16 protein-coding genes are annotated in these 20,486 nt (G+C 33.1%); 3 read left to right on the plus strand and 13 right to left on the minus strand.

Features of this window, described 5'->3' with window-relative positions; genetic code table 11:
* Positions 1–92 precede the first annotated feature (92 nt).
* The 4 genes from GB234_RS01840 to GB234_RS01855 all read right to left on the minus strand — a co-directional run bounded on the left by GB234_RS01840 (position 93) and on the right by GB234_RS01855 (position 5,461).
* On the minus strand, positions 93–1,298 hold the full coding sequence (locus GB234_RS01840) for a hypothetical protein (RefSeq protein ID WP_151892803.1): 1,206 nt from the start codon (positions 1,296–1,298) through the stop codon (positions 93–95).
* Between the two features lie 293 nt (positions 1,299–1,591).
* The gene (locus GB234_RS01845; protein ID WP_151892804.1) at positions 1,592–2,560 is read right to left on the minus strand and encodes a DUF4837 family protein; all 969 of its coding nucleotides are present in this window, start codon (positions 2,558–2,560) and stop codon (positions 1,592–1,594) included.
* A gap of 2 nt (positions 2,561–2,562) precedes the next feature.
* The gene (locus GB234_RS01850) at positions 2,563–4,212 is read right to left on the minus strand and encodes a lytic transglycosylase domain-containing protein (protein WP_235906036.1); all 1,650 of its coding nucleotides are present in this window, start codon (positions 4,210–4,212) and stop codon (positions 2,563–2,565) included.
* Positions 4,213–4,273: 61 nt separating this feature from the next.
* Positions 4,274–5,461, minus strand: coding sequence for a phosphoglycerate kinase (locus GB234_RS01855; RefSeq protein WP_151892805.1), 1,188 nt, complete (start codon positions 5,459–5,461; stop codon positions 4,274–4,276).
* Positions 5,462–5,556: 95 nt separating this feature from the next.
* Here GB234_RS01855 and GB234_RS01860 point away from each other — a divergent pair, with 95 nt between their 5' ends.
* Positions 5,557–6,705 (plus strand): DNA polymerase III subunit, encoded by a 1,149-nt coding sequence (locus GB234_RS01860; RefSeq protein ID WP_151892806.1) that lies wholly within the window; start codon positions 5,557–5,559, stop codon positions 6,703–6,705.
* 140 nt (positions 6,706–6,845) lie between these two features.
* Here GB234_RS01860 and GB234_RS01865 read toward each other — a convergent pair whose 3' ends face one another.
* The 4 genes from GB234_RS01865 to GB234_RS01880 form a co-directional block, all read right to left on the minus strand.
* Positions 6,846–7,694, minus strand: coding sequence for a class I SAM-dependent methyltransferase (locus GB234_RS01865; protein WP_235906037.1), 849 nt, complete (start codon positions 7,692–7,694; stop codon positions 6,846–6,848).
* Positions 7,695–7,824: 130 nt separating this feature from the next.
* Positions 7,825–9,696, minus strand: a complete 1,872-nt coding sequence (gene mnmG / locus GB234_RS01870; protein ID WP_151892807.1) for a tRNA uridine-5-carboxymethylaminomethyl(34) synthesis enzyme MnmG — start codon at positions 9,694–9,696, stop codon at positions 7,825–7,827.
* Between the two features lie 175 nt (positions 9,697–9,871).
* The gene (gene ybeY, locus GB234_RS01875; RefSeq protein ID WP_151892808.1) at positions 9,872–10,288 is read right to left on the minus strand and encodes an rRNA maturation RNase YbeY; all 417 of its coding nucleotides are present in this window, start codon (positions 10,286–10,288) and stop codon (positions 9,872–9,874) included.
* Complete coding sequence (locus GB234_RS01880; protein WP_151892809.1) at positions 10,281–13,691, minus strand: DUF4175 family protein; 3,411 nt, start codon at positions 13,689–13,691, stop codon at positions 10,281–10,283. Before GB234_RS01880 ends, ybeY begins: the two co-directional genes overlap by 8 nt.
* A 278-nt stretch (positions 13,692–13,969) precedes the next feature.
* On the opposite strand from GB234_RS01880, the gene gltX reads away from it, so the two are divergent.
* Positions 13,970–15,481, plus strand: a complete 1,512-nt coding sequence (gene gltX / locus GB234_RS01885; protein ID WP_151892810.1) for a glutamate--tRNA ligase — start codon at positions 13,970–13,972, stop codon at positions 15,479–15,481.
* Between the two features lie 82 nt (positions 15,482–15,563).
* Here gltX and GB234_RS01890 read toward each other — a convergent pair whose 3' ends face one another.
* Complete coding sequence (locus GB234_RS01890) at positions 15,564–16,235, minus strand: hypothetical protein (RefSeq protein WP_151892811.1); 672 nt, start codon at positions 16,233–16,235, stop codon at positions 15,564–15,566.
* A gap of 72 nt (positions 16,236–16,307) precedes the next feature.
* Between GB234_RS01890 and GB234_RS01895 the strand changes: the two genes are divergently transcribed.
* Complete coding sequence (locus GB234_RS01895) at positions 16,308–17,309, plus strand: SPFH domain-containing protein (protein ID WP_151892812.1); 1,002 nt, start codon at positions 16,308–16,310, stop codon at positions 17,307–17,309.
* A 71-nt stretch (positions 17,310–17,380) separates the two neighbouring features.
* Here the strand turns inward: GB234_RS01895 and GB234_RS01900 are convergent, their stop codons facing one another.
* From GB234_RS01900 to GB234_RS01915, 4 genes are all read right to left on the minus strand, one after another.
* Positions 17,381–17,623 carry a DUF6327 family protein gene (locus tag GB234_RS01900; protein ID WP_151892813.1) on the minus strand — a complete coding sequence of 81 codons (243 nt, stop codon included), beginning with the start codon at positions 17,621–17,623 and terminating at the stop codon, positions 17,381–17,383.
* Positions 17,624–17,625: 2 nt separating this feature from the next.
* Complete coding sequence (locus GB234_RS01905; protein ID WP_151892814.1) at positions 17,626–18,063, minus strand: hypothetical protein; 438 nt, start codon at positions 18,061–18,063, stop codon at positions 17,626–17,628.
* A 1-nt stretch (position 18,064) separates the two neighbouring features.
* Positions 18,065–18,442, minus strand: coding sequence for a YtxH domain-containing protein (locus tag GB234_RS01910; protein ID WP_151892815.1), 378 nt, complete (start codon positions 18,440–18,442; stop codon positions 18,065–18,067).
* Between the two features lie 228 nt (positions 18,443–18,670).
* Positions 18,671–20,344: a glutamine--tRNA ligase/YqeY domain fusion protein gene (locus GB234_RS01915; protein ID WP_151892816.1), complete on the minus strand. Its 1,674-nt coding sequence runs from the start codon at positions 20,342–20,344 to the stop codon at positions 18,671–18,673.
* Positions 20,345–20,486 lie beyond the last annotated feature (142 nt).

A 20,486-nucleotide genomic window follows, 5' to 3' on the forward strand; every position in this document is an offset into this window, starting at 1 on the left:
GATTTTTGGTATTAGAATATTCTTCACAAACAAAAAAAACCCTAAAACTTGAATGTTTTAGGACTTTTTAAATTTTAAGAAAACGGACGACGTTACCAAGAAAGTCTATCTGCTTTGCGTAAACCAGGATCTCCCATAATAATCATCTTTGAAGAAAAGTTCATATTCTCTTTTCCACTCATACTTGATCTGTATTCATTTCTACTAGCGCTCAACCATACTTTATTAAAATAAGCTTCAGAGCAATCTCCACTGCCTAGTACAGTTGTAAAGAGCTTACATTTTGGGCTAAAAGATGTTGTCTTTGAATCTAAGACAATTAATGATTGCATGACTGTTCTTGCAGAAGCAGTGTCTGAGTTGTTTAAAGATGTATCAAAACGTTCTCCACTATTCCATTCCCTCAAAAACTTATTGCATTGATTAGGGTAGAAATTAATAAAGCGAGCACCACAAACTGCTTTTGCACCAGCTGCAATAAAGTTATTGTTTAAAGTTGAGCCATTACAGTTGATTTGGTATACCATACGTAATGGAAAGCGTCCTCCGGCATATCTTCCCGTATCAAGCCCATTAATATCACTATTTGTGATCGTTACGTTATCTTTCATTGGGATTCTTTCATAGGTTCCATGACTATGGATAATCAAGTCTATGTAATATCCATCGTCAGCAAGATCGCGTAGCGTTTTAAAAATAGTCTCTTTGCTTGTATCTTTTATGTGCACTGTAGGCTTTTTAGCCTCGGCAAAAGTTTTTTTAATTAATACGCTTTTATTGTACCCTTCAAATCCATGACTGTATTTATTATGGGCGTTCTGGATTAGGTTATAAAATTTTGAATCCTCAAAAGAAACAATGGTTACTGAAGCAGATTTTTTAGGTGTTATTAAATCTTCTACATCTCCAGCAGCATCTGTGAGCGTTACCTCATAATTAAGTGTTGTATTTAAACGCCCATCAATTAAATGAACTGAATGAGCTCCTTGTTTCCAGTTATTGCTAGATCGTATTGACAAAGAAAAATCATCATATTCGTCTTTTCCATTAAAGCCTTTGTCTGCATCTCCTACATAACCGCTTAAACTCACTCTACTTTTTCCTGTAATTTCTACTACTTTAGTATCATTTAATCTAATTGTGGCTCCATCTCGAACACTCTTAGGGTTCGATCTTGAACGGGTACATAAAGATTTTCCGTTTACTTTAAAACTGTAGTAAAGTTCACCGTTTGTTTCGTGCGAAGGGTCTCCATTATCGGTTACTTTTAAAGAGACTAGTTTGATTGTTAATTTCATGATTTAAGTTTTTTTAATTAAACATTAGTTTAAAAACTTAATACCATCAATAAGGGAGGTTATTCTCCAAAAGTATATGCCTAATATAAACCCATCAAAAAAAATTAGTAAACGAATGATTTTTTTAGCAAACACATTGATTTTGTGTAAAATACAATAAAGTCAGCTAATGTTTAAATCAAAAAACCACTCCAAAACATTCTTCTTTTTAAAGTAGTTTTTAATTTATTTTCTACTAATACTCTTTGATAAGAAATTATAAATCAATTAATATTTCAGAAGAAATTATTTGATTAATCAATCTTCGCAGACCTTAAAATTGATTCTAATTCAAATTGCAAATCACGCTTTGCAACTGATGGTGCGTGCGTAAAACCTTCAATGACTATATAACGATTATTTTTCTCATCACGAATAGCAAAATTTACAAATGGACCTGCCATATAACGTCCTTTGACTTCCCAAGTACCCTTAGTTTCCCATGCAAATTTTCCATCGATTTTGCTCTCAAAAAGATAGGGGGCATAGGCCTCTTCGGTTATAAATTGACCATCATCCTCCACTGGCATTTTATTAATCCCTATAGAATCTCTCATTTTGATAATGGCGCCTATGGTTGTACTGTCGCTTGGAATTTGATTTAAAGGAACTTCATAAACAATAACATTTGTTGTTCCATGTTTTAATTTTTTCTGCATCCAATAAAAATCTTTCTCAGATTTTGAAATTTTATATGCCGAAGGTATTTCTAGCTTAATACCAAGGTCTTCTTTTAATGAATCTGTATTCCTTAAAGAAATGCGTGTGCGTCGCTGACGTTCCTTAATTTCGGCTGACTGATATGCTTTTATAATGCTTTCGTAATTTGTATTAATGAGTTTAATAAGGCCTTCTTGTGATGTTGAAGTAATAAACGCGCCCACTTGTGGTTTTGCATATGGGTTTTTCCTAATAGCAACTGTATCTTTATCTGCAATTGTAGCATGTAAAAAAAGACGATATTTTCTAGCAAAACCACTGTATGTTTCTGGCGGCATTTGGTTCATAGAAAAAATAGGTTCATCCTGTGGAAGTCCGTAAGCTGGTGACGCAAACCTTTTGCGAACAACTTCTCCTACGCTATCTTGCCACAAAACATTAGTCATAATGACTTGAAGTGTATTTATGTTTCCTAAAGACTCTTGCTTGTATTTTTTACCGTTTCCGTTATCACAGGATACAAACAAAACTAGCGCCACAATGGCAAAATAAATCGTCTTCATAATTATAAAATTTTAAGAGCCATCCCGACCTTTAGTTTACTGCTACTAATATCGTTCCACTTTTTAATATTATCTACAGTAACCCCTGGAAATTTTTGTGAAATACTCCATAAAGAATCTCCGTTTTTAACAATATATGTCTTTGCATTTGGATCTTTCGTAACGTTACGCACCCTTTTTTCTGTCTTAGCTGAGGCTACTTGTTTACGTGGATGAATTGTCAACCTCTGCCCTATTCTTAAATTATTATTTCGTAAACCATTCCATCGTTTAATATCACTCACTTTAACTCCGTACCTATTTGCTATTTTACCAAGAAAATCACCACTCTTTACACGATAGCGAATTTTACTTCCTACATTTACAACCTCATCAAAAGGTTTTTCTCTTTTATCAAATTCGGCTTGTGCATAGGCATAAATCGCATCTTCATTTTCAACAAATTTCCCAATCACATCTACTGGCAATCTTAGTGTATAAACTTCATCTTTAACAATAGGGATGATACCTAGCTTGTATGAAGGGTTTAAAAATTCTAGCTCCGCTAAATCCATTGAGGCCACCGTCGCTATTTGTTCTAACGAAATTTGTTTTTTTACATGAATTGTGTCTGTCGCTATATATGGAATTTGAGGTCCCTCACTTTTAAAACCGTGTTCATCAGCATATTCAAAAATGTACATTGTTGCTAAAAAAGCCGGTAAATAACCTGCCGTCTCACGTGGAAGATGGGGTCTAATATTCCAGTAGTTTGTGTGCCCTCCAGATCTTCTTATTGCTTTTGAAACATTTCCGGGACCAGAGTTGTATGCAGCTAATGCTAAATCCCAATCCCCTAATCTAGCATACAAAGCTTCAAGATATTTACAAGCAGCTTCAGTTGCTTTTAAAGGATCGCTGCGCTCATCAACATAACTATTTACATCAAGACCAAACATTTTTCCCGTGCTAAACATAAATTGCCAAAGCCCTGTTGCCCCTACTCTTGACTCTGCAGTAGGTCTTAATGCACTTTCTACAATAGCAAGATATTTGATTTCTAATGGTAAATTATATTTGTCAAGAGCCTCTTCAAACATAGGAAAATAATAATCTGCCATCCCCATCAACTTACCCATGGTACGGCGACGGTTTTTAAGATAGTTTTTTATAACACTTTCTAAGGAGGCATTATATTCTACATTAAATGGTGTCCTAGCATTGAGCTCAGCAAGCCGCTGTTTAAGAACTTCTGTAGGTAACTCTTCATACGCAATAGGCTCATAAGTCATATTTGTTATACTTCCATAAATATCCTCAAAGTGATTTGATGTATATAGTTCTTTAAGCCAAGCACTATCTAGTCTACGTGCTTTTGACATATCTTCTAATAAAAAAAGCATCGTGTCTTTTACCTGAGTGGCTACTGCAGTTGAGGGCAAATCACCACTCATTCCTTGTACTTTAATTGTGTCTACAATTTGAATTTTTACAGGACGTATTGAGTCTATTTTTGGCTTTAATTGCGTTTTGTTTTCTTCGGAAATATTAGATGCGTTGGAGTTTACTTGTTGGATTACAACATTTGGATTTTCTGATACCGGAATAGAATCATTCTGCCCAATAGCTGAAAAGGAAAGCATAAATCCTAATATGTAAAGTGTTTTATTCATAGATATTTCAACGAAATTTCAACAATGAAAGTGTTTAAAGATAAATAATTAAGTAGACGCTTTAATCTACAATGGCAGCAATACCTGGTAATGTTTTTCCCTCAAGCATCTCTAACATTGCACCTCCTCCAGTTGAAACATAACTTACCTTATTTCCAAGGTTAAATTGTTTTACTGCAGCCACAGAATCTCCTCCTCCTACAAGTGAAAACGCTCCATTTTTAGTGGCTTCTGCTATTGCATTTCCTAACGAAATTGTTCCTTTTGCAAAAGGCTCCATTTCAAAAACTCCCACGGGACCATTCCATAAAATAGTTTTAGAGTTTTTGATAACCGACGCAAAATTCTCATTTGATTTTGAACCAGAATCTAGACCCATCCAACCTTCAGCAATTTTATTAATAGGACTCTCTTGTGTGCTAGCAAACTCAGAAAAGCTATCTGCAACAACAGCGTCTACTGGCAAATGTACCTCTACTCCTTTTTGTTTTGCAAGTTCTAAAATTTCTAAAGCTAATTCTTGCTTATCCTCTTCTACTAACGAATTTCCAATTGCTCCGCCTTGTGCTTTTATAAATGTAAAAGCCATTCCTCCACCTATAATTAAATGGTCAACCTTGTCAAGAATGTTTTCAATTACAGTGATTTTTGAAGAAACTTTTGCCCCTCCAATTATGGCTGTCAATGGTTTTTGTGGTTCTTCTAAAACTTTTTTTAAGTTTAAAATTTCCGAAGCCAATAAAAGTCCGAAACATTTATTTTTTGGGAAAAACTCTGCAATTATTGCGGTCGAAGCATGTGCTCGATGTGCTGTACCAAAAGCGTCATTAACATAAATATCTCCTAGTTTTGAGAGTTTTTCTGCAAATGCTCTGTTCCCCTTTGCTTCTTCCTCATGATAACGTAAATTTTCTAACAATAAAATTTCGCCAGGTTGTAAAGTAGCAACTGCGTTTTCAGCAACTTCACCAATGCAATTAGCTACAAATTTTATATTTATTCCTAAAATTGATGATGCGGTTTTTACAATATGCTGTAACGAAAATTCTGCTTCTTTGTTTTTGGGACGTCCTAAATGTGACATTAAAACACAGCTTCCTCCATCTTCAAGAATTTTAATAATTGTCGGCTTTGCTGCCTCTATCCTAGTAGCATCAGTTACTTGAAAGTCATCATCTAAAGGGACATTGAAATCTACACGAATTAGTGCTTTTTTATCTGAAAAATTGAAGTCGTTTACTGTTTTCATAACAAGAATTTTATAGACAAATATACAGTTTTTAGTGGCTTTTAAGAGGTAATTATATGGAGTTGTGCTTTGGACAGATTTAAGTAAATTTGCGCATGGAATTTACTCAGGTTGTAGGACAGAATCACTTGCAAAGTCATCTTAAAAAAAGTGTTGAGAATGGACGAATTCCGCACGCTCAATTATTTGTTGGAAAAACAGGGAGTGGTATTTTACCTATGGCAATTGCTTATTCTCAAGCTATTTTATGTAGTAATCATGAGATAGATTCTACTGCATATAATGCGTGTAAACAAAAAATTCAACAACTTGCTCATCCAGATTTACATTTTGTATATCCTGTAAGTACTAACGATACCATTAAAAAGCATGCTGTATCTAGCAGTTTTTTAGCAGAGTGGCGTGATTTTGTTGCTGAAAACCCTTATAATTCTTTATATCAATGGCATGAGGCAATAGGTATTGAAAAAAAGCAGGGTAATATAAAGGTAGATGAGGCAAAAGAAATGCTAAAAATTTTGTCATTAAAATCTTACGAAGGAGGTTATAAGATTGTCATTGTATGGATGGCAGACCGCATGAATACAGAATGCTCTAACAAAATTTTAAAATTAGTTGAGGAGCCACCGGAGAAGACCGTATTGTTGTTACTTACAGAGCAAGAAGAAAAGATTATTGGAACAATTCGTTCAAGATGTCAAAAACTACAATTTCCTCTATTATCTGAAGAGCAAATTGCGACAGAACTAATTAATAACAAGCAAGTTGAAACAAAAAAAGCACTAAAAATAAGCCAATTATCTAACGGCGATTATAAAAATGCATTACATATTTTAGCGGAAGACGGTAATGATGTGGTGTTTGAAAAATGGTTTGTTTCGTGGGTTAGAACCGCTTTTAAAGCTAAAGGAAATAAAAAAGCCATTAGAGGTTTGATTTTATGGAGCGATGATTTAGCCAAAGAAGGAAGGGAAACTCAAAAAAAACTTCTATCCTATTGTAGTGAAACTTTTAGACAAGCGTTATTAAAAAATTACAAAGCAGATAGCTTACTTTTCTTTGAAGCTGAAGATACAGGATTTTCAATTGATAAATTTGCACCATTTATACACCAGAATAATATATTTGAAATTCAAAGTGCACTTGAAGATGCTTCTTATCATATTGAACGAAATGGGAATGCAAAAATAATTTTTACAGATTTATCTATAAAATTGACAAGGCTTATTCATGCAAAACAATAGCATAGACAATACTTATTTAGACAACAAAAGCTATTAGTATTTTCTATTAAACAAGGCTTAAAATAAGGCGTTTTAAAGCTGCTTTAAACCCATCCGCTTTGTTTGGGATTTAGTAGTGACATATCGCCGAATAAAGGCTTTTATTTTGGTTTTTGGAAGCAATAAATTAGTGATGAATATTCTTTTGATGAAATTGCCTTAATATTTGATAATAAACCAACGAATAGTGCTTTCAATGAAAAAGAAGATCCTGATTTATATTTTTCAGAAAGTAAACTCACGTAAAACGAATCAAAAATCATTGGTTTGATTTTTAACAACTTTAAAGAATTTCCAAAAAGAACTTTCATACTTTCTCGTGAAAAATGCCAAAGGTGTCTTGGAACATCATACGCAGCCCAATACTCCTTATAATACATAGCATCGTAAGAATTATAATTTGGGACTGCAATAATTAAAATACCATTAGGTTTCAATAATATTTTTATGTTTTGAATTTGCTCATCAAGATTTGGTAAATGTTCTAATACATGCCATAAAGTAATTACATCAAAAAGCTGTCCTTTATAATCTGCTAATGATTTTGAAAGAGGTACTCCTTTTTCCAAAGCAATTTCTCTTGCTTTTTTACTTGGTTCCACTCCACTTACATCCCAAGATTTATTTAATGCGGCTTTGCAGAAATCCCCTGTGCCCGCTCCAATGTCTAAGAGTTTTCCTTTTAAAGGGACCATAGAGTTTATAAGGGCAATTTTTTTATTTAAAGAGTAAAACTTAACTTTTTGATATAGAAAAGGCATAATTCCTTTTTTAGTATCTGTATGCGAAATGTAGTCATCACTCTCATAATAAAATTCCAAATTTTCATTTACAGGCTGCGGAAATGTGACTAGCATTTGATAATGTTCATCAAATAATAACTCAAAAGACTCACCAGATTTAAAATAATCTTGTGTCTTAATGTATATGTTTTGGCTTTTTTTAATCACAACTTTAATATAATTGTAGGATTGATTTTAAATTTTAAACTACTCTAAGTTTGAAAAATTTCGGAAATATAAATTGATTATAGTTTTAAAAAAACATCTTTTAAAACAATGTTCCACGTGAAACAACTCTTTAACGCCCCATAAATACAAGCATTACTGAAATATCGTTTGGTGAAACACCACTTATACGAGAAGCTTGAGATAATGATACTGGTCGTATACTACTAAGTTTCTCTCTGGCTTCAAATGACAATGATTTAAGTTTTGTATAATCAAAATTATCTGGAATCCTAATACCCTCTAACCTATTGAGCTTATCAGCATTGTTTTTCTCCTTAGCTATATACCCTGCATATTTTACCTGTACTTCCGTTTGTTGTAATACTTCGTGATCAAGATTGTTACTTTTGACAAAAAGACTTACATCTTCAACATCAAGCATATCATCCATAGAAATATTTGGTCTTGAAAATGATTTAAAAAGTTTGTCACTTTGTTTAACAGGAGTAGAATTATTACGTTCTAAAATAGGGTTTATCACTTCTGGAATTACACTTGTGTCTTTAAAAAATTGAACAAAAGCATCGCTTTTTTCTTTTTTATCTTCCATCAATCTAAGACGTTCATCAGATGCTAAACCTATTTTATGTGCCATAGGCGTAAGCCTAAAGTCTGCGTTATCTTGTCTTAATAATGTTCTGTACTCAGCTCTTGAGGTAAACATTCTGTAAGGCTCTTCTGTTCCCTTTGTAATTAAATCATCAATTAAAACACCTATGTAAGCTTCGTTACGTTTAAGAATAAAAGCTTCTTTTTCTCTTACTTTTAAATGTGCATTTATTCCTGCCATTAATCCTTGGGAAGCTGCTTCTTCATATCCAGTTGTTCCATTAATTTGACCAGCAAAAAATAATCCTGAAATTATTTTAGTCTCTAAGGTATGCTTTAATTGTGTAGGTGGGAAGTAATCATATTCTATAGCATAGCCAGGTCTAAAAAATTTTACATTTTCGAAACCTTTTACTTTTCTCAATGCTTTAAATTGAACATCCTCAGGTAGAGACGTTGAAAACCCATTAATATAATATTCGACTGTATTCCATCCTTCTGGTTCAACAAATAATTGATGACTACTTTTATCTGCAAAACGATTTATTTTATCTTCAATTGACGGACAGTAACGAGGCCCAATACTCTTAATAGATCCATTGAACATAGGTGACCTATCAAAACCTTCCTTAAGCATATCGTGAACTTCCTGGCTTGTGTGGCTCATGTGACAATCGCGTTGTTCTTTTAAAGGCTGTGTTGACTTTAAATAAGAAAACTTTTCAGGGTTTTGATCACCTGGTTGTACAATCATTTTAGAGAAATCTAGAGACCTTCCGTCCACTCTTGGAGGTGTTCCTGTTTTCATTCTTCCTGATTCAAAACCTAAATCTACTAACTCTTTAGTAATGCCATGCGCTGCTCTTTCACCGGCCCTTCCACCACCAAATTGTTTTTCGCCAATATGAATTAACCCATTTAAAAAAGTTCCATTTGTAAGAACAACTGTTTTACCTCTAACTTCCAAACCCAACGATGTCCTAACTCCGACAATGCGATCTCCTTCAATTAAAATCCCAGAAACCATCTCTTGGTAAAAGTCTAGGTTTTTAGTTTGCTCTAACATCATTCTCCATTCTTCAGCAAAACGCATACGGTCACTTTGAACTCTTGGGCTCCACATTGCAGGTCCTTTTGATTTGTTTAGCATCTTAAACTGTATAGCACTTTTATCACTTATAATTCCGCTATAACCACCAAGTGCATCAATTTCACGTACAATTTGACCTTTTGCAATACCACCCATTGCTGGATTACAAGACATTTGTGCAATGTTTTGTAAATTCATAGTAATTAACAGGGTTTTAGAACCCATATTAGCAGCAGAAGCAGCAGCTTCAGAACCAGCATGGCCACCTCCCACAACTATTACATCATATTCTTTTTCAAACATATTCTCTAGGTATACATTGTTCCACGTGGAACAATCTGTGAAATACTATTTTATTATAGCATATATCGGCTTAAAACATAAACGATTAACCAATGATTTAATTATGCGGGCGCAAAGATAGTTAAATTACTTATAATCAATAAGTTAAATATATAGTTATTTGATTTTCAAGAAACTAGACAAAGTTTCTCTTTGAAAGGGCTTCGTTTTCTTTAGATCTCATTAATACAGCATCACTTGAGGTTTTATCTTTGTAGCCACAATAATGTAAAATACCGTGAATAATTACACGGTGTAATTCATCAACAAACATTGCATTAAATTCCTCTGCATTTTCCTTAACACGGTCAATACTAATATAAATTTCGCCATGAATTTGTTTACCCATTGAATAATCAAAGCTAATAATATCTGTTAATGTATCATGATCTAAAAACTCGACATTCATTTTATGCAAATAGTTATCATCACAAAAAATATATCCAATGTCACCTTCATCAAACCCTTCAGACTCAATAATATCAATAATCCAATTTTTAACATTAGATTCATTTCCAATTATAAAATCTGTTTCGCTATAAAAACTAATCATTGTCTTTCTTAAAATAGGTTTGTACTTTTTGCTTATATTCTTGTCGAAGCGGTAGCGCTTCCCTGTTTAAAATTTCAGTAGTATTAAAATACTTTTTTATGTCCTCAGGAGACATTCTAATTGTGTTATTAAAATTCAAATTATTTGTTTGAGATTCACGCTTCGTGTCTTGACCTTGTTCAAAGTCTGCTTCTTCTAATTTCAACAATTCATATTGTAAATTTAGCATCTTTTCAAGTGTGCGTTGATTAAAACCTTTATCCAATAATTGTTCTTCAATACCTTCCATTTTTTTTATTAAATCGCCTCCTTTGCCATCAAATCCTTCTTTACTAAGTTTATCTTCTAACTGTTGTCGTAGTTGTTGTTGTTGCTTATAAATCTCAAATAGTTCTCCATCGTTATTTTCACTTTCCCCTTTTCCCTCACCTTCTTTGCCTTGACCATCATTATTTCCATTTCCATTATTTCCATTCTCTCCACCATTACCATTCCCTTCACCTTCACCTTCACCTTCGCCTTCTCCTTGACCTTCACCTTCACCCTCTCCTTCTTTACCTTCTTTTTCACCTTTCCCCACTCCCTCTTTCATTTTTTCACCTAAGCTTTTTTGTTTTTCAATAATATCTGGAAGTTGGAATCCCTGACCACCTCCTCCTTCACCAGGACTAGGCTTTCCTTTTCCTCCACTACCACTGCCACTAGCATTCATTTGATTTTGCATACTTGTAAGCATATTAGCTAACATATTTGCAAGTTCGTTAGTTCCTGTAACAGTATATTGCTGGTTGCTTATACCTTGTCTTAACTGGTTTTCTGCAAGGCGTTCCATTGACTTGTCAATATTATATTGAACCTCAGTAAGTGATTCATTAATTTCTTCACTTATCATAGGTTGTCTTAATGATAATGAGAACAAACTGTCATCTATGTGTTGAAAATTTTGCTTTAAATCATTTTGAAAATTTAACCGTTTTCCAAACACTGGATTTCCGTAATCTGTAATTTTAAAATCTTCCATTAAGTCTTCTTGACGAAAAGAAAATACTACAAGATTATCAAGGATTTGTCGTAACATTTCAACATCTTCTTCCATTTGTTCTTGTTGTCCACCAGACATAGAAGATTGCATTTGCTGTCCCATTTGCTTCATTTTCTTGCCAGCATTTTTTTGACTTTTTTGAGCTCCTTCTTTATCTCCTTTTTCTAATTTATCTGATGCATTATCCTGCTCTTTGTCAATAATTTCTTCCCCAACTTTATCTTCTGGGATTTCCATGGGTGCTTTTAAATCATCATTTTCTTTCTTTAGCTTTTCAAGTTCTTCTTTATACTTTTCAAACTTTTCATTAAGTTTTTCTTGTTTTTCTTTTGTGTTTTTTTCTTTTGGTTCATCAGCTAATTTTTCTTGCTCTTCTCCCAATTTGAATAATTCTTCAGCTAGTTTTTCGGTTTTCTTTTCTACATAATAACGCTTTGTCAGCTCAAGTAACTGCTCAAGGTTTTTCTCTTGATTTTTATTTTGTTTAGAAACCTTCTCAATTTTTTCGGTAAGTTCTTCTTTAGATAGTTTTTCTTGAAGCTTTTCTAATTCTTCCAGTAGTTTTTCATTTTCTTCAAGCTTTTTTTGATTCTTTTCTAAGCGTTCTTCTAGTTGTTCTTTAAAAGGGTCTTTCTCTTCATTTTCTGGTTGAAAATTTTCAAGATTCTCTTTTAATTCTTTTGAGAATTTTTGCATCATTTGCTCTTGTTGCTTTTGACGCTTAATTACATCTTCTAATTTTTTCTTATCATTCCAATTAAGCTCCTCCTTTTCTTTCTGCAGTTTCTCAATTTCCTCAAGACGCTTGTCTTGCTTTTTCATTTCTTCAAGTGCTTTATCCATCCCTTTAATGGCATTTTCTTGATTTTGTAATTGTTCGTTCTGCAATTCGTCTTCAGTCAATTTTCTAAAATTATAAATCGCAGATTTACTAGACTTAAAATTATGAATCTGGTCATTATCAAACACCTCAAAAAAGTACTCATATGCAACACCTTGGGTTAAATTTAAATCACCCGGAAATGCATATGTAAACTGATCAAAATTACTTTTGTTTAAGGGCAAAGTCGCAACTTGTTTTGCCGCCTCATTTCCGTCAGGATAATATACAATTTGTAATTTTGTTAGTCCATAATCATCACTCACCTGTCCTAAAAAATAAATCCTTTGACTTTCTAAACTATCCTGCCTAGATTGTACTTCAATTTCAGGATATTCATCTTTAATAACGCCTAGTGTAAAAGATAAGTTCTCGTAATCTTTTAAATTTTTATTGGACGTTGTAATTGCATAATCAAGCTTAGAATAAATACCCTTAATTAGGTCAAACTGCTGTTTCTCTTCGGAAAAGAGGTATGTAGTATCTCGCGTTTTTAAAGAAACCTCTGTAGTGTTTTTTGCAGCAACTCTCCAGGTAACTGAAGTTCCTTCTGGTACAGTGGCATTTCCTGTACTTTTAAGCACCTCATCTTTTCTACCTGTATAGTTCGGGTAATTCAACACCATATCAAAACCCAATAATGAGGGGACTTTTACTACATCTAAAGTGTATTCTTTAGACGTTACTTTATTTGCTTTAAGTTTAAAATCTACTGGAGTGTTAGGTTGCAAAAAAGTATATTCAAAAATTCCTGGGGCTGTTTGTTGAAGAAAATAGGTTTCAGTATTGTACACAATACTGGCATTCTCTGGGATTGCCTCACCCTCTGTCCTTACTTGGACTGTAAAGGGTTTATTCTCAACAGCATTTAAAGAATTATTAACCACGAAAAAGCTAAATGGAGCAGGTGGCTCATAAGCAGTATCATAATTAACAACACGGTCATAACTACTACTAAAGGTGTCTTCATTTCCAAAAACACTTATTAAAGCAAAAATCAAAACCGGAATTGCTGCATACTTTAAATACTTAGCATTCTTCTTAAAATTAATTGCACTCTTAAATGGTACTGGTTCAATTTCGTCTGCTTTTTGGTCAATACTTGCAGCAAGCAACTCACTCTCACGTTGATTTTGATTTAATTGTATAACATTAAGTAACTTATCGCTTACCTGTGGAAAGTGGTTCCCAATTATTTTTGAAGCTTCCTCATTTGTAATTCCTTGTTGAAGTTTAAATAACTTAGCTAGCGGAAAAGCAATAAACCTTACAAAGAGTGCTGCTTCTACAATAACAAAAGTCCAGAAGAGAATAGTTCTCCCCAAAGGACTGAGCCATAAAAAATACTCAACCAATAATGTGATTAATAAGTATAGAAGACCAATAGCAAAAAAAAGGATTGCTCCTTTAATTAACTCATTTGTATAATATTTTTTTATAAATTGTTCCAGCTTTTGCTGGATCAGCGTAAATGAACTCATATCTTTTTTCTGAATTATACAGAACTTCTAAATTACAACATTATTTCAACAGCAAAAAACACTCCAAATTGCATCAAAGAATATATTATTAGTATCGATGTTACTTATTTTCGCATTTAGCCTAATTGCTTCGAGCAAAATAACTCATTTTAGGCAAAATTAAACTTCAATAATCACTAATGTCTTTTCATTGAAAAACAAAGGGTAGATTGTATCTTTGTACTCTAATTTTCCTTAACAAAATTCTCGCTTACACGGGAATAAAAACTTAGTTTTCAATGTCACAAAAAGTAAGAGTACGTTTTGCTCCAAGTCCTACAGGACCTCTTCATATAGGTGGTGTTCGCACTGCTTTATTCAATTATTTATTCGCTAAAAAACACGGTGGTGATTTTATTCTTCGTATTGAAGATACAGATCAAACCCGTTATGTGGAAGGTGCTGAAAATTATATTATGGAAGCTATGAACTGGCTACACATTCCGTTTGATGAATCTCCATCAAAAGATGGTGGATATGGGCCTTACAGACAAAGCGAACGTAAAGATCTATATTTAAAATATGCAGACGATTTAATTGCTTCTGGCAATGCATATTACGCATTTGATACTGCTGATGCACTCAACGAACATCGTGCTAATCACGAAGATCAAGGGAAAACATTTATCTATAATTGGCATAATCGTTTAAAGTTAACAAACTCTTTAGCGCTTTCTGTAGAGGAAACTCAAGCAAAAATAAATGCTGGAGAACCTTATGTAATAAGATTTAAAAGTCCGCAGGGTGAGACTTTACACATGAAAGATATAATACGTGGCGGTATTACAATTGACACCAATGTACTTGATGATAAAGTACTTTTTAAAAGTGATGGTATGCCTACCTATCATCTAGCAAATATTGTAGATGACCATTTAATGAAAATTACACATGTTATTCGTGGAGAAGAATGGTTACCATCTATGGCTTTACATGTTTTGTTGTATAAAGCATTTGGTTGGGATGCGCCACAATTTGCACATTTACCACTTATCTTAAAGCCTGTTGGCAATGGAAAGTTAAGCAAAAGAGATGGAGACAAGTTTGGTTTTCCAGTATTTCCATTAAATTGGAACACTGCGAATGGAGAGGTTTTTCCAGGTTATAAAGAAGATGGTTATTTACCTGAAGCAGTTGTAAATATGCTAGCATTTTTAGGTTGGAATCCAGGTACTGAGCAAGAGCTTTTTACGCTTGATCAATTGATAAAAGATTTTGATTTGGCACGCGTTAACAAATCTGGGGCTAAGTTTGATTTTGAGAAAACAAAATGGTTTCAACAACAGTATTTACAAGAAGTTGACGATGAAACATTAGCAATTCAATTTTCAAAATTATTGAAGGATAAGGGTATCACTACCTCTATTAATATTGTTCCTATTGTAGCTTCTTTAAAGGAAAGAGCAACATTTGTTCAAGATATTTGGGATGAAGGAAGTTTCTTTTTTGAACGCCCTACTACTTATGATGAAAAAGCAGCTGGAAAAGCGTTTAAAGAAGGCACAGCCGAAATTTTAAGCTCTGTTGCTACAATTATAAATGGTTTGAACAGTTTTGAAAGTAGTCACATTTCCGAAGCTGTTAAAGGATGGATTACTAGTCAAGAGATGAGTTTTGGAAAGGTTATGATGCCATTGCGACTTACCCTTGTTGGCGAAATGAAAGGTCCAGATGTTTTTGAAATTGCATCGCTACTTGGTAAAGAAGAAACTATCGCAAGGATTGAGCAGGCAGTAAAATTTATAGGATAATTTAATTATGTAATACTTAAAGAGTCCGTTTTGAAATTCATAGTGAATTTCGAAACGGACTCTTTAATTCAATAAAATTTTTTTAAAAATAAACGGTTGCAGCAATTACTATCTTCCCTATATTACCTTTAAAATCTTCATTTTTTAGATTCTTATCATTCAATTTTGCAAAAGTATTTGTAAAACCATATTGATATCCTCCAGATAATTTAAAACTTTTAAGTCCTACACTTAAGCCGGCATACCCCAAACCATTAATAGGCGAAATGTCTTGTATATCTTCTGCTGTAAGATTTGTATAGCCATCGATATTATAATCCGCAAAACGATCATTTTTTAATTTCATATTTCCATTTAGTTGTAACATAGGACCTACTTCAATGGATAAATATGGTTTTACAATGTTGTAACTCACTAAAAAATTTATTTGAGCACCAATAATGGTATAAATAATAAACTGCTGGTCGCCTATATTAGTTCCTGTTCCAATTGCTGAAATTCCTATTTCATTGCTTACAAAATTAATCCCATAAATAAGGTCAAAATTATTTCTGTAGGAGCCTCTTGTTGTAAATCCTCCTATAAACCCTGTGCGGGATTCAGTAATAAAGTCGTCTGTGTTTATATCAAAAATAGCTAATCCTCCTGTTATTCCTATACGGTTATAATCACCATCTCCATAGCGTCTTTGACTGTAAACGTTTGCGCAAATGAAACATATTAATGTAACAAATAATATTTTTTGAAGACTCATAATTGATACTTTAAAAGGCTAAAATAGCTTTAATTTTGTACCTTCAATCATTTAAACTTTAAATAAATTACTATGAGCGGATTTGTCTTTTTAATTCCATTATTTATTCTTGGATTTTTTATTCTCCTTTCGGGGATATTTACTGTCAAACAACAAACTTCTGCTGTGGTGGAGCGTTTTGGAAAATTTTTAAGTAGCAGAAACTCTGGCTTACATTTTAAAATACCTGTGTTTGATAGGATTGCTGGTCGTATCAATTTAAAGGTACAACAACTTGATGTACTTGTAGAGACTAAAACAAAAGACGACGTATTTGTACGCCTTAAAATTTCGGTACAATTTCAAGTAATTAAAGAGAAGGTTTACGATGCTTTTTATAAGTTAGAAAGTCCTCATGATCAAATTACCTCTTATGTTTTTGATGTAGTGCGTGCTGAAGTTCCAAAAATGAAACTTGATGATGTTTTTGAGCGTAAAGATGATGTTGCAATAGCTGTAAAGCAAGAACTAAATGAAGCAATGAGCGATTATGGATATGACATTATTAAAACCCTTGTAACAGACATAGACCCAGACTTACAGGTAAAGGAGGCTATGAATAGAATTAATGCAGCAGAACGCGAGAAAGTAGCTGCTGAGTATGAAGCTGAAGCTGAACGAATTAAAATTGTGGCAAAAGCACGCGCCGAAGCTGAAAGTAAACGATTACAAGGACAAGGTATTGCAGATCAACGAAGAGAAATTGCTCGCGGATTAGAAGAAAGTGTTGATGTATTAAATAATGTGGGGATTAACTCACAGGAGGCGTCTGCATTAATCGTGGTAACCCAGCATTATGATACGCTACAATCTATAGGTGAAGAAACAAATACAAATTTAATTTTATTACCTAACTCGCCGCAAGCCGGTAGCAATATGTTGAACGATATGATTGCAAGTTTTGTGGCAAGTAATCAGATAGGAGAGGAAATGAAAAAGACAAATGCGGCAAAAGGAATTACTAATAAAAAACGCTCACGTCCCAAGCCGCCACCAGCACAGTCTTCTTATGATGATGACGATGTTCAGTTTTAATGTTGAAATTTTAAACACAAAAAAGCCCGAAATAATATTTTTATTTCGGGCTTTTATATTTTATAATAAATCTATTTCTCCTTTTTTTCGGTCAATTTTCCAATTGCAAATGTTGCTACTGGCATTAAAAGTTTAAAAATAAAACCACTTGAAACTAAACCTCCAAACATACCTCCTATTAAATTTGAAGGTGATGCACTTTTCTTGGTGCTATGAAAATTTAGCTTAAGTTCTTCTTTGCTTATTTCAGACTGAAGCTTTAAACGTTTTAATTCTAGATCGATTTCTTTAAAAGAGGTATAGCTTTTTGACATATTTAAATTGTTTTTTCTTCAATTACTTTTTCCATCATTACTTCTTTCATATTTTCTTTAGCAACGTCTTTTGCAGAAAAATCCTCATCATCATTGTCTTCTAATAATTCTGAAAATTTAGATAAGATTCTCCTAGTAATAAAATTTTTTCCAAAAATCGCTATTAAAATAAATCCAAGTAAATAAATACCAGCTATGATAAAAAATCCAGCTGATGCGCTATCTAGTAATGTATTAAGGTATAGTGCTAATCCTACTGATAAAAACATGAAGAGTAATATTCCTATGCTTCCTAGTAATAACATATTTATTAGAGACGTAGCAAATTTCATAGAAGATTTAAAAAGGCGAAGTTTTAAGTACTCCGCCGTATTTTCTAAATATTCTTGAGCCTTGTCACTCGTAGAATTTATATTGTCTGTTAGCTCTTTAAAAGGCATATTATGATGTCGCTTTTTTCACTTCAGTTTTTAATTGCTCAACCTTTACGTCTTTTTGTAATTTTGCATTTTGAACTCTTAAAGTTTCTAATTTGCTTTCTAAAGCAGAAAGAACATCATCAGCCTTGTAACTTGCAGAAGAAATAGCACCTTCAAGTTTTTGCTCTAATGTCAACTTTGTGTCTTTAGCTTTTGCACCAAGAACTTCAGTTGTTTTTTTAAGTTGTTTAGTTAATTCTTTCTGACGCTTAGTAGTCTCTTTCGTAATTTTATTACGTGTTTTAGATCCTTTGTCTGGGGCATATAGAATACCTATACCAGCTCCTATTGCTGCTCCTGTTAATATTGCTAATAAGGTTTGTCCTGAGTTAGATGCCATTGTATGTGAATTTAGATTGTTAATTGTTTATTTATACCACAAATATAAATCTTGATTAAACGAGTGGTTGTTAATAACCGGTTAATAGTTGATTTATAAGACTTAAAGTTATCTTAAAAAGGGTAAATTTTTATTAAAAATTCTTAAAGAAAATATTAATTAGTTAAAATTAAAAGAGCAAGGCATAAATGCCTTGCTCTTTATTTTAAAAATAGTTTAAAAATACAGCTACTCTAGCTTTGCCCAAGAATCTCTTAAACCTACCGTTTTATTAAAAACCATTTTTTCTGTAGTAGTGTCTTTATCCACAGTAAAATAACCTAAACGTTGAAACTGTACTTTATCTTCTACATGTAATTCCTTAAAGCTTGGCTCAGCATATCCTGTAATAACCTCTAAAGAATCTGGATTAACAAATTCCATAAAATCTTTTTCTTTATGTGTATCTGGTGAGGCAACCGTAAATAAACGGTCATACAGTCGTACTTCTATTTCTAATGCTTCTTTAATTGCAACCCAATGTAATGTTCCTTTTACCTTGCGCATTGAAGCTTCTGTTCCACTTCCACTAAGACTGTCTTCATCGTAAGTACAATGAATCTCGGTAACATTTCCATTTGCATCTTTTACACAATCATTAGCTTGAATAATATATGCATTCTTCAATCTAACTTCTTTCCCTAATTTGAGACGGAAAAACTTTTTATTTGCTTCTTCTCTAAAATCCTCTTTTTCAATATATAACTCTCTTGAAAATGGTACTTTTCTAAAACCGGCACTATCATCTTCTTGATTATTTTCAGCATCTAGCCATTCTGTTTTATCTTCTGGATAATTAGTGATAATAACTTTTACTGGATCTAAAACTGCCATTACTCTATTGGCTTTTTTATTTAAATCATCACGCACACTAAATTCTAATCTAGATACATCAATTAAATTATCACGCTTCCCTACTCCTATTCCATTTGCAAAATTTACGATAGACTCTGGAGTGTATCCTCTACGGCGTAAGCCAGAAATAGTAGGCATTCTTGGATCATCCCAGCCAGTAACAACACCCTCTTCAACCAGACGAGCTAATTTTCGCTTACTCACAACTGTATGACTTAAATTTCTACGAGCAAACTCACGTTGTTTTGGTCGTAATTTACTTGAATCTCTAATTTGATCTAAAAACCAGTCATATAATTCTCTATGAGGTAAAAATTCTAGTGTACAAAAAGAATGAGATACCTGTTCTATATAGTCACTTTCACCGTGGGTCCAATCATACATAGGGAATATTTTCCAATCAGTTCCCGTTCTATGATGACTCTTATGTAATGTTCTATAAATTACGGGATCACGCATTAACATGTTTGTAGATTTCATATCAATCTTAGCACGCAAAACATGAGCACCTTCTGGTGCTTCTCCATTTTTCATTTTCTCAAATAAATCAAGATTTTCTTCAACACTACGATTACGAAATGGACTATCAACACCCTGTTGAGTTGGCGTCCCTTTTTGTTCTGCAATAGCCTCAGAAGATTGAGAATCTACATACGCTTTTCCATCTTTAATAAGCATAATTGCCCAATCATACAATTGTTGAAAATAATCACTCGCATAACACTCTGTTGCCCAATTAAAGCCTAACCAGCTTACATCTCTCTTAATTGCATCTACAAATTCCTGTTCTTCTTTTGCAGGGTTTGTATCATCAAATCTAAGATTAACTGGTGCATTATAACGCAGCCCTAATCCAAAATTTAAACAAATAGATGACGCGTGCCCAATGTGTAAATATCCATTAGGTTCTGGTGGAAATCTAAAACACAAATCCTCTTTTTTGTGTGTAGTTTCTAAATCTTTCTCTATGATTTGCTCAATAAAATTAAGCGGTTCTTTTTCTTCCATGTTGCATGCTTTAAAGCAACGCAAAGATACCATTATTGTTAAATTCTAGCGAACTACAACACACAACTACAAACTAAATTTTATATTTACAGTAGTTCCTTTTTTTAAAAATATTTTAAATGGCTAAAAAAGGCTTTCTTCG

Origin of the sequence: Patiriisocius marinistellae (assembly GCF_009014635.1) — a bacterium.
In the GTDB taxonomy this organism is placed as follows: domain Bacteria; phylum Bacteroidota; class Bacteroidia; order Flavobacteriales; family Flavobacteriaceae; genus Patiriisocius; species Patiriisocius marinistellae.

Bases quoted from the DNA above. Each gene is read 5' to 3' on its own strand.
- GB234_RS01840 (WP_151892803.1), bottom strand. From the start codon at position 1,298: ATGAAATTAACAATCAAACTAGTCTCTTTAAAAGTAACCGATAATGGA.
- GB234_RS01845 (WP_151892804.1), bottom strand. From the start codon at position 2,560: ATGAAGACGATTTATTTTGCCATTGTGGCGCTAGTTTTGTTTGTATCC.
- GB234_RS01850 (WP_235906036.1), bottom strand. From the start codon at position 4,212: ATGAATAAAACACTTTACATATTAGGATTTATGCTTTCCTTTTCAGCT.
- GB234_RS01855 (WP_151892805.1), bottom strand. From the start codon at position 5,461: ATGAAAACAGTAAACGACTTCAATTTTTCAGATAAAAAAGCACTAATT.
- GB234_RS01860 (WP_151892806.1), top strand. From the start codon at position 5,557: ATGGAATTTACTCAGGTTGTAGGACAGAATCACTTGCAAAGTCATCTT.
- mnmG (WP_151892807.1), bottom strand. From the start codon at position 9,696: ATGTTTGAAAAAGAATATGATGTAATAGTTGTGGGAGGTGGCCATGCT.
- ybeY (WP_151892808.1), bottom strand. From the start codon at position 10,288: ATGATTAGTTTTTATAGCGAAACAGATTTTATAATTGGAAATGAATCT.
- GB234_RS01880 (WP_151892809.1), bottom strand. From the start codon at position 13,691: ATGAGTTCATTTACGCTGATCCAGCAAAAGCTGGAACAATTTATAAAA.
- gltX (WP_151892810.1), top strand. From the start codon at position 13,970: ATGTCACAAAAAGTAAGAGTACGTTTTGCTCCAAGTCCTACAGGACCT.
- GB234_RS01890 (WP_151892811.1), bottom strand. From the start codon at position 16,235: ATGAGTCTTCAAAAAATATTATTTGTTACATTAATATGTTTCATTTGC.
- GB234_RS01895 (WP_151892812.1), top strand. From the start codon at position 16,308: ATGAGCGGATTTGTCTTTTTAATTCCATTATTTATTCTTGGATTTTTT.
- GB234_RS01900 (WP_151892813.1), bottom strand. From the start codon at position 17,623: ATGTCAAAAAGCTATACCTCTTTTAAAGAAATCGATCTAGAATTAAAA.
- GB234_RS01905 (WP_151892814.1), bottom strand. From the start codon at position 18,063: ATGCCTTTTAAAGAGCTAACAGACAATATAAATTCTACGAGTGACAAG.
- GB234_RS01910 (WP_151892815.1), bottom strand. From the start codon at position 18,442: ATGGCATCTAACTCAGGACAAACCTTATTAGCAATATTAACAGGAGCA.
- GB234_RS01915 (WP_151892816.1), bottom strand. From the start codon at position 20,344: ATGGAAGAAAAAGAACCGCTTAATTTTATTGAGCAAATCATAGAGAAA.